The following is a 9,113-nucleotide window of genomic DNA, read 5'->3' as shown; positions in this document are numbered from 1 at the left end:
TGAAGTTTCCCCGTGATCTCGGACACTCGTTCGTTATGCCGCGAGGGCGTGTTGGTGCCGCTGTCTGGTCTCGGCCGGGGTGAGGTAGCCGAAGATCTTGTGCTTGCGTAGGCGGCGGCGGTTGTAGAAGGTCTCGATGAAGGTGAAGACCTCGGCGCGGGCGGTGGCCCGGTCGGGCCAGGTCCGGGTTCCGATCTCTTCCTTGAGCAGGGCCCAGAAACTCTCCGCCGCGGCGTTGTCGAAACATGATCCGGTGCGTCCGCAGCTCTGTCGCAGCCCCAACTCCCGTATTCGATCTCTGAATTGCGTCGATGTGTACTCGCTGCCGCGATCGCTGTGGATCACGCATCCCGGCTCCAGGCCGCCTCGGCCGTAGGCCATGTCGAGGGCGTCGACGACGAGCTCGGCGCGGTGGTGGTCGGCCATGGCGTAGCCGACGACCTCGCGGGTGGCCAGGTCCAGCCAGCAGGCGAGGTAGAGCCAGCCCTCGGCCGTCGGCAGGTAGGTGATGTCGCCGACCAGCTTGATCCCGGGACGCGCGGCGTGGAAGTCGCGGCCGATCAGGTCCGGGGCCGGCTTCGCCTTCTTGTCCGGCCGGGTCAGTGAGCGGTGCTTGCGGCGGGTGACGCCGCGGATGTCGCGCTCGCGCATGACGCGGGCGATGCGCTTGCGGTTCACCCGCCGCCCCAGACGCCGCAGCTCGGCGTGGATGCGCGGGACGCCGTAGGTGCGACGGGAGGCGATGTGGAGCACGGTGATCTCGTGGGCGAGCGCGTCGTCGGTGGCCTGGCGCTCTCGGCGGGCGGCCTCGCCCTCGCGCCAGGCGTAGTAGGAGGAGCGGGTCACGTGCAGCACCCGGCACAACAGCACGATCGGGTAGTTCGCCTTCTCCGCATGGATCAACCGGTACAACATGGTCACCGGTCGCTCTCCTTCACGAAGAAGGCCGTCGCTTTTTTCAGGATCTCGATCGTCTGCTGCTGTTCGCGGTTCTCCCGCCGCAGCCGCTTGAGTTCCTCACGCTCCGCGCTGGTCAGCTCGCCCGGGACGCCCTCGCCCTGGTCGGCCTTGGCCCGGCGGTACCAGCCGCGCAGGGACTCGGAGCTGATGCCGAGTTCCCGGGCGACGGCGGTGACCGTCTTGCCCGAGGAGTCGACGAGCGCGATCGCGTCCCGCTTGAACTCCTCGGTGTACCGCTTCGTGTACTTGCTTCCCACCTGGTGCTACTTCCTCTGGAACCTCAGATCCCAGTCTCCAGGTGTCCACGATCAAGGGGAAGCTTCACTACGCGTTCCGGATCATCGTGGATCTGAACGAGGCGTTCCGCAACGACGACGACCTGTCCTGCCAGCGCACGTTCTTCTTCGACCGCAACGCGCTGGTGACCATGTACAACAAACGGGACTTCGACTGGGACTTCAACGGCGACGGACGCCACACCCTGCGGGTGAAGTACGCCGGCGAGCGACCGGTGTTCCCCACCGGAGCCCTGAAGTACCTCACCGTCGACGACGGCGCGACCGCTTGGAGCGCCCCGGTGTCCCTGGGCTGGAGAAGCGCCTCACCCGCGTCCCTGGTCTCCTTCGGCGGCAAACTCCACTGCATGTACGTCCGCCCGGGCGACCGCGCGGTGATGTGGAGCAGCATGACCAACGGCGCGTGGTCTCCACCCCAGCGCGTGAACTCCTGGTCCAGCGACTTCGTGCCGGGCCTGGTCGCCTTCAAGGGCAGGCTGTACGCGACGGTCATCGCGCTGAACGGCGACGTACTTCTGAGCACCTGGGCCGGAAGCGGGACGGCGTGGAGCACCACCACCCGCCTCGCCGGGACGGCCAAGTCCGACCGGGCCGCGTCGATGTCCGCGAAGGACGACTACATCTACGCCACGTACTACACGTACAACTGGCAGAGCTCCTGGAGAGGGGGGCAGATCGCCTACTCCTCCGACGGGCAAACCTGGAACCAGCTCTACCCGTGGCCAGCCGCCCACGAGACCGCCCACAGGGCGTCCATGACCACCCACGGCGACAGGAACTGGTTTGCCTTTCGCGAGCACGACGGAGTCAACACGGTCGCCGAGATGCTCGGCATCGTCTGTGACTACGTGCACCCGCCGTCGGGCTGGAACACGCCGGAAGGCCCCACCCTGGCCACCCACAAAGGCAAGGTCTGGCTCGTCGCCCGCGGCAACGCGGGGCACATCCACGCCCTGAACACCCCCAACCGCAACAGCCCTTGGGTCCGCATGCCGAACGCCGACGTCGGCGCGATGGAAGGCGAACCCGGCGTCACCTCCCACAACGGCAGCCTCTACGCGATGTACCGCTAGGCAATCTCGTTTGGATCAGCGGGCGGACCAGAGGAAGATGCCTGCGATGTGGAGTCCGGCGAGGTAGATGGTGGCGGTCTTCTCATAGCGGGTGGCGATGCCGCGCCACTGCTTGAGGCGGTTTATGCACCGCTCGACGGTGTTGCGCTTCTTGTATGCCTCGCGGTCGAAGGCGGGCGGCCTGCCGCCGAGGCTGCCGCGCCGCAGCCGGTTCGCGCGCTGGTCGGCCGGAATCGGAATCACTGTGCGGATACCGCGTGCGCGCAGGTGGTCGCGGATCGCACGCGAGGAGTACGCCTTGTCGGCCAGGACCACGTCGGGCCTGGTGCGAGGCCGTCCGCGCGGTCGGGGGACGCGCAGGCGAGCCATCACCGCGGTGAAGGCGGGAGCATCGCCCGCCTGGCCCGCGGTCAGCACGAAGGCCAGCGGCCGGCACCGGCCGTCCGCGGCGAGGTGGATCTTCGTGGTCAGCCCGCCGCGGGAGCGTCCGATGGCGTGGTCGCCGGGCTCGCCGGCCGGGGCCCCTTTTTGCGGGCCCCGGCCGCGTGCTGGTGCGCACGAACGATCGTGGAGTCCACCGACACGGCCCAGTCGAGGTCCTCGTCGGTGTCCGCCTGGGCCATGAGAGCGGTGAACACCCGCTCCCACGTGCCGTCGAGAGCCCACATCCGCAGCCGGTTGTAGACGCCCCGCCAGTTGCCGTACCTCTCCGGCAGGTGCACCCATTGCGAACCGGTCCGGAACTTGAACGCGATCGCGTCGATCACCTCACGGTGATCACGCCACCGGCCACCGCGCTTCGGCGTCCGGTCCGGCAGCAACGGCTCAATCCGCGCCCACTGCGCGTCAGTCAACGACACACCCAGACCAACGAGCAGAAGATCCCAACGAAACTGCCTAGCTGCCACTCCTGCTGAACCAGGTACGCCCGTGCTCTAGACAGAGCCCGTGGTCACTGTGCGGCGGGATGCGACGCCTCGAAGCTGTTCGGTTGCATGCCGCCAGAGCCACAGAGGTAGCCGCCCCCGCCAGTGGTGGCGGTGAGATCGGCGAGACGCTGTGATCGGTCCGGCCGAGCGGGGTGCCGGCTGCTGTGCAGAACGCGGCGCTTCCACCCAAGGGAGGAGGATCCGTGTGGACTCTTCGGCTACATCGACCGTCCTGCCGGCCCGCCTGAACTGGAGAAGGACGGACTCCAGCTCGTGGCGGAAGAGCGGCCAGTCGGGGCAGTCACCGTAGTGCTGCGCCAGCATGAGCATGACCCGCCGGCGAGACCGTTCCGGGTCGACCAGCACTGCTTCCCCCACCAAGGTCGACCGACCGCGCGGAAGGTGCGTGGGGATCGAGAGCCACTGGTGCCGCACGGGATCGGACGTGCTGCCCAGGCGGGCACGGTGTTGGTAGTCGCGGCGGGCGAACTGGAGGTCGTCCAGGGCGATCCAGTAGTCCGCCGCGAAGATTTTGGCGAGGGTGCTCAGCCGGGGGAAGAAGTTGGGCTGGTGAATCTCGCACAAGCCGCCCGGCGGAGGCTCGTCAGGCGCCGATGAGTCGGCTGGTGAAGCCGGCGTGGACGAGGGACTCGTACGCGGCATGTACGTCCTCCGGGACATGCTGCTCGATCGCGAAACCGAGCGTCGGGTACTCGATGATGCGTTGGAGGTCGCCAACGAGCATGTCGATGACGAGCTTTTCGTCACCGATGCTCTTGAGGTAGTCGTCGAATTCCATGGGCTCCGAGGCGCAGGTCACCTCGACCTCGGGCCAGACCTTGCGGGCCGTGGCGTGGGAGCGGCGCTCCATGTACGGCTTGGAGACGAGCAGCACGGACTTCGGGTGGAGGTCGGCGGAGGCAAGCAGCGTCCGGGAGAAGTCGATGTTCTGGCCGGTGTTGCCGGCGTTCGGCTCCACAAGGATCGCGCTGTCCGGGACCCCGAGCGTCAGGGCGTGCTCGCGGAAGTGGACGGCTTCTCCGCGGGGGAAGACCTTGGCGGTGGTGGGGCTGTTGCCGCCGGTGAACACCACGGTGGGAAAGAGGCCGGCGCGGTAGAGCTCCGCTGTGAAGCCGGCGACGCCGAGGTCATGGCTGCCCAGGCCGATCGCGACGTCGACGGGGCGGACGTCGTGTCGCATCTGGTGGAAGTCCCAGACCAGCTTGGCGTTGTGGATCTGCTCTTCGTTGATGGCCGGCTGGTTGTCGGTCACTCGCTCGTCTCCCTGATCACCGTCGTGTGGGGCTGGATGCCCCGTCGGCCGTCCTCCGGATGTCCATGATGCTGCGTAGCTGGTGGGTGAGCCCGTACTGGGCCGCCTGCTTGGCGGCGTCATCGAGGACGTATAACCCATCATCCAGGGTGGCCGGGTCGGAGAGCAGGATGTGGCCGTACGCGGTGTCCAGACGTACCCGCTGCATGGGGGATTCCGTCACGCCCGTGCTGCGGGCGACGTCGATGAGGCGCAGCGCGGCGTCGAGGTTGCCGGACCCACGGTGGGCGAGTGCGAGCTTCTGCTGGGCGACCGACCAATCCTCCTGCTCGGAGAGGTCTTCGAACTCGCGGATCGCCATTTCCATCACGCGGGCCGCGTAGTCGTGGTGCCCGTCCTTGCTCAGCGCCGTACCCACCCACAGTCGGGCACGGGCCCGGTCGCGAGCAGCGAGGCGTTCGTCGCCGGAGAGGTCCTCATACTGACGGGCCGCAGGCTCCAGATCGCCGGCCATCTCGGTGATCACCGCGAGCGAGAGGTCGAGCTGCGCGACCCTGCGCGGAATCTGCAGCTGTGTGTAGAGCGAGCGGGCACCGGCATACGAGCGCTGGGCTGAGAGCGGCCCGACGACGGCGCCTTGGTCCCTTTTCAGATCGCCCTGGAGCGCAGTAGCCCGGGCCAGGAGGTACAAGCCGCGTTCATCCAAGTCTGACGTGCTGTAGCGAGACGTCCACCGGTGAAGCAGGTCCGTGGCGAAGGCGAAGTTCTGGTGTGACAGAGCGACGACGGTGCGCTCGATGTCCTCGGACCACGACTCGTACTCCCATGCCCTCGGGCGGGGAATGGTGACTCGCGCGACGCTCGCGGCGGGGTCGCCTGCCTCGCCGAGTTTTGCGAGCTCCGTCTCGAATCGGACATGAGTCGTGGCATCCGCCTGGGCGAGGGCGGTGTCGAGGATGGCCTGGCTCTCCGTGTTGGGGCGGCGCGTCGCCCGGTGCTTCTCCCAGTTGCTGATCGTGTTGACCGCAACGCCCAGATGCTCGGCGTAGCCGCGCACGCTCAGCCGGAGGGCCTTGCGGAGGGCAAGTGCCTCCAGTCCGGTCCATTCGTGAACGGTCGCCACATGCCTCTCCCTTCCGTTGCCATCGAAGCACGGGGGCCACAGCAGGAGGGGCAGTTGTGGGACAGAAGTGGGACGGGCGTGGATTCCCCGATCGCCGCGTCACGGCCAGGCTCGGAGTGTCACTTCACCCGAGCCCGATGGACGGTCATGATCATGGAACTCCTCACGGAGCAGCGGAACGTCACGGGGCCGCTCGTGTTCGGATTCCTCCGGCTCGTAGGAGTACCCGCCCGCCGACAGAAGGCACTGGCGACGACGATCAGCGACTACTGCCGCCGGCACGAACTGACGCTGGCCGCTGTGTACATGGAACGTTGTTCTTCGACGTCCTCGGCCTTCGTCGGAATGCTCGACGCCCTCGTGGTCACGCGACCGTACGGCATCGTGATCCCCGCGCCGTCCCACCTGGGGCCCAGAAACATAGCGGCTGACCGTCGGAGTCGACTCGCCGCCGCGGGAGCGCAGATCCTCCTCGTCCGGGGCGCTCAGTCCACAGCGACGAGTGGTTCAGCGCCGGCACCTGCCACAGGGGGTGCCACGTCGTGAATGGCACCCAGAACCAGCTCGTGCCGGCACCGACCGCCATGAAGACCTGGCTGGTCGCAGCAAGCATCCGACCAGGCTCCGGTGCTTCGTCAGCGTTCGCCGGCGTCCCGCCAGTAGTCCGCCAACATCTCGCCGGGCCACGAAGGCTGCGTGACGGTGCCGCGCGGGAGGAACTCCTTGAAGACCGCCACCAGGTCGATCACGAGCGTGCCCTCGTCCGCGTCCAGATCGGTGACGTGCAGGTCCCGTCCATCCACGCGGAGCAGCCGGGGAAACGAGACGCCGAGCCTCGCCGGGCGCCGGTGATTGTGGTGCACGAAGGTGCCTGTCGCCGGCCACGCCGGATTGTCGCGTGGGCTGCGCGCGTGCAGTGCAACGTCCTCGGGCGAGCCCAGATTGAAGAACCAGGTGACCTGGAGATGCGAGAACTCCTCGATCCCCTGCAGCGTCTCCACCGGGAACTCCGGGCGGAGCCGGATGATCGACTCCACTCCCCCCTTGAAGTCGTCGAGTTTCCCTGTGTGACCTCCGACCACGTCGGCGATCACCGGAACCTCGATGGACTCTGTGGACACGGACTCCCTCTTCTCGGCTCGCAGCAGGGCGATTCGGGCACTCGTACGAAGCCTCGGTTCGCCGCGATGACGCCGTCAGGCTACTCGTTCGAGTACGGCCTTGGCGCGCTCGTCGATCTCCATCACGGCGCTGATTCCACGGTGACGGAAGGGGGAGAGCACTCGGCGCATGTTCACGACGGCGTCGCGGGCCCGACCCGACTGAACCCCTTCCATGACGTCCAGAGCCTGTGCCCACGTGGTGCAGGCGGCTTCGACATTGCCCCTTCTGGCCTGGACAGTTCCCATGTACCCCAGCGTCACGGCGTGGGTTCTGCTGAAGGTGTCCGCCTTCCTGGTCAGGACACTGTTGTCGAACTCCCTGAGCGCCCCTTCGAGGTCGCCCAGCGTCCACAGCGTGCGGGCGGTCTCGTGGGCCAAGGAGGCTCGCTGGAAGAACCAGACCCGGTGCGGGTCTCCGTCACCGGGTGCCGCAGCAGCGAGATCGTCCTCAGCCCGGAGGAGCGCGGCGATCGCTTCCTGCCTCTGCCCGTTCGCGGCCAGGCTTCGCGCCTGCACCACGCAGAGCAGAGCCCGCTCGCGGGGCGTTGCCAGGGTGTACCGCTTGCGCTCCACGGAAGCGGTGGCGAGGTCCACGGCCGCCTGCGGGTGTCCGAGGTCGGTCGCCTGGTGCGCCATCGCCCTCAGGATGTGTCCCGCCAGCGGGGCGTCGTCAGCTTCGGCCGCCAGTTTGAGCGCCAGGCTGAAGTAGCGTCGCGCGGCCTCGTGGTAGGAGGCGTCGAAGCTCATCCAGCCAGCGACGTACACCGCCTCGGAGGCGGCGGCGAGGAGGTCGCGACGCGTCTCCTCGCTGGTGAAGCCCCCGCCGACGTACCTCGCAACGTCGTCCACGAGGTACTGGTGAAGAGCCGTACGGCCGTCCATCCCTCCGTGTCGCTGGTCTCGCCGGGAGAAGAACTCCGTCATCTCACGGACGTTGCCGACCTCGGCGAGCCCGACTCTGCGACCCGTGGCGCTGTGGCGAGACCTCGCCCGCTGAGGGGCCTCGTCCCACCATTGCTGCCCGGGCAGGGCCAGCCCGCCTACGGAGTAGGCAGCGCCTGCGAGCAATTGGCGGCGTTCCAGGTCCACGTCGCTCCTCCCAAGGTCCACCAGCGCGCTCAGCGTATCCACGTGCCATTCGGATGCCTGTGCCGCTCTATCGCCGGGCGTCGAGAGTCCGATCTCGGTCGGCGTGACGGGGCGTTGAAGTCGTCGGGACAACGCCTCGCACAAGATAGCGGGCGCTCTGCCCGAAGGGTGCGTCCCTGCCACCCACATAGCAATGTGCGAACGGCTCGTTCCGAGGAGTTCCTGCGCTCCGACCTCGGCCGCCACCCTCACGAAGGCGGCCGCGATCTTGGGCTGCGACCAGCCCGTTTCCGCGATCGCGTCGGCCAGCTTCACGTTCCGCTCGCGCGCCATCGTCTACCTCGGTTCACCAAAACGATCTTTGACGGGTTTGACGGTCTCCGGCGCCGTCCGGAGATACCGCCTGCATGGGATTCACGGTTCGCTCGGTGTCAACGAAACCACCAACTACCGCTGCCCGAGAGGAAACCGGTGATTCCCAGCCACTCGACGCGTGCCGATGTCCGGACGGCTCCGGGCAGCCTCGGATCCCGCTCCTCTGCATCCGAGGGACCGAGCGCCGGCCACCTCCTGCGGCTCCCGTGCTCGTCGAGAACTTCCGCCATTTCGACACCTCCGACACCACCGCCGGTCGAGTCCTTCAGGGACTCCGGCACGAGCTGTGAGAAGGCGAGCATGGAGCCCATCGAGAGCCTCGGAAGCGTCATCAACGCCCCCGAGCATCAGCAGAGTTTGACCCTGGTCGCCAACGATCGGGCACCGGGCAGGGCCCGATCGTTCACCCGCCAGACGCTGAGGGCGTGGGGGGTTGAGGACCTTATGGACGACGCCGTGCTGATCGTCAGCGAGCTCACCACCAACGCCGAGCGCCACGGTCGAGCTCCGGCAGAGAACGCCGAGGTGCGACCGGGTGTGGAGGGCGAGCTGGCCGATGAGATCACGCTGACCCTTGCCGTCCAGGCCGACGTCGTGGGAATCGAGGTGGAGGACAACTCCCCGGAGCCCCCGGCCCCGAGGATTACCTCCCTCTACGCGACCAGTGGCCGCGGCCTGTTCCTGGTCGCCGCGACGGCCGCCGCCTGGACCGCCTGTCCCAAGGAAGACGGCAGCGGTAAGCGAGTGATCGCCTTCGTGCGGCGCCACAAGGCCACCGTCCCTCACTGACCCCACTCCCCTGGAGATCTTCGTCATGCCATCACGGCCTACG

The 9,113-nt window shown here is 67.7% G+C and carries 11 protein-coding genes; 3 read left to right on the top strand and 8 right to left on the bottom strand.

Features of this window, described 5'->3' with window-relative positions; genetic code table 11:
* Positions 1-33: 33 nt before the first annotated feature.
* Both ESG85_RS24755 and ESG85_RS24750 read right to left on the bottom strand, forming a co-directional pair.
* Positions 34-915 (bottom strand): IS3 family transposase, encoded by an 882-nt coding sequence (locus ESG85_RS24755; protein WP_246094928.1) that lies wholly within the window; start codon positions 913-915, stop codon positions 34-36.
* 2 nt (positions 916-917) lie between these two features.
* Positions 918-1,217 (bottom strand): transposase, encoded by a 300-nt coding sequence (locus ESG85_RS24750; protein ID WP_128977975.1) that lies wholly within the window; start codon positions 1,215-1,217, stop codon positions 918-920.
* 41 nt (positions 1,218-1,258) lie between these two features.
* On the opposite strand from ESG85_RS24750, the gene ESG85_RS24745 reads away from it, so the two are divergent.
* Entirely contained in the window at positions 1,259-2,329 is a 1,071-nt protein-coding gene (locus tag ESG85_RS24745) for a hypothetical protein (RefSeq protein ID WP_128982873.1), read from the top strand.
* Between the two features lie 15 nt (positions 2,330-2,344).
* On the opposite strand, the gene ESG85_RS24740 is transcribed toward ESG85_RS24745, so the two are convergent.
* From ESG85_RS24740 to ESG85_RS24725, 4 genes are all read right to left on the bottom strand, one after another.
* Positions 2,345-3,195 (bottom strand): IS5 family transposase gene (locus ESG85_RS24740; protein ID WP_386480879.1). Its coding sequence is split into 2 segments (ribosomal slippage): positions 2,345-2,856 and positions 2,856-3,195, totalling 852 coding nucleotides; the frame shifts between segments, so codons are not numbered across the junction.
* A 69-nt stretch (positions 3,196-3,264) separates the two neighbouring features.
* A complete protein-coding gene (locus ESG85_RS24735) occupies positions 3,265-3,921 on the bottom strand; it encodes a WbqC family protein (protein ID WP_246095263.1) in 657 nt (218 codons plus the stop codon).
* Entirely contained in the window at positions 3,863-4,531 is a 669-nt protein-coding gene (locus tag ESG85_RS24730; RefSeq protein WP_128982871.1) for a YdcF family protein, read from the bottom strand. The genes ESG85_RS24735 and ESG85_RS24730 overlap by 59 nt, the downstream gene beginning before the upstream one ends.
* A 16-nt stretch (positions 4,532-4,547) precedes the next feature.
* A complete protein-coding gene (locus tag ESG85_RS24725) occupies positions 4,548-5,654 on the bottom strand; it encodes a helix-turn-helix domain-containing protein (RefSeq protein WP_128982869.1) in 1,107 nt (368 codons plus the stop codon).
* A 147-nt stretch (positions 5,655-5,801) separates the two neighbouring features.
* Here ESG85_RS24725 and ESG85_RS24720 point away from each other — a divergent pair, with 147 nt between their 5' ends.
* Positions 5,802-6,200, top strand: coding sequence for a hypothetical protein (locus tag ESG85_RS24720; RefSeq protein WP_128982867.1), 399 nt, complete (start codon positions 5,802-5,804; stop codon positions 6,198-6,200).
* A gap of 89 nt (positions 6,201-6,289) precedes the next feature.
* On the opposite strand, the gene ESG85_RS24715 is transcribed toward ESG85_RS24720, so the two are convergent.
* Both ESG85_RS24715 and ESG85_RS24710 read right to left on the bottom strand, forming a co-directional pair.
* Complete coding sequence (locus ESG85_RS24715; RefSeq protein ID WP_128982865.1) at positions 6,290-6,775, bottom strand: TrmO family methyltransferase domain-containing protein; 486 nt, start codon at positions 6,773-6,775, stop codon at positions 6,290-6,292.
* Positions 6,776-6,850: 75 nt separating this feature from the next.
* Positions 6,851-8,239 (bottom strand): NsdA family TPR-like regulatory protein, encoded by a 1,389-nt coding sequence (locus ESG85_RS24710; protein WP_128982863.1) that lies wholly within the window; start codon positions 8,237-8,239, stop codon positions 6,851-6,853.
* A 342-nt stretch (positions 8,240-8,581) separates the two neighbouring features.
* On the opposite strand from ESG85_RS24710, the gene ESG85_RS24705 reads away from it, so the two are divergent.
* Positions 8,582-9,070: an ATP-binding protein gene (locus ESG85_RS24705; RefSeq protein WP_128982861.1), complete on the top strand. Its 489-nt coding sequence runs from the start codon at positions 8,582-8,584 to the stop codon at positions 9,068-9,070.
* The last annotated feature ends 43 nt before the right edge of the window (positions 9,071-9,113 follow it).

It is taken from the genome of Streptomyces roseicoloratus, from assembly GCF_004117935.1.
Lineage (GTDB): Bacteria > Actinomycetota > Actinomycetes > Streptomycetales > Streptomycetaceae > Streptomyces > Streptomyces roseicoloratus.
The sequence above is the reverse complement of the archived record's forward strand: the minus strand, read 5'-3'. Positions and strand labels throughout refer to the sequence as shown.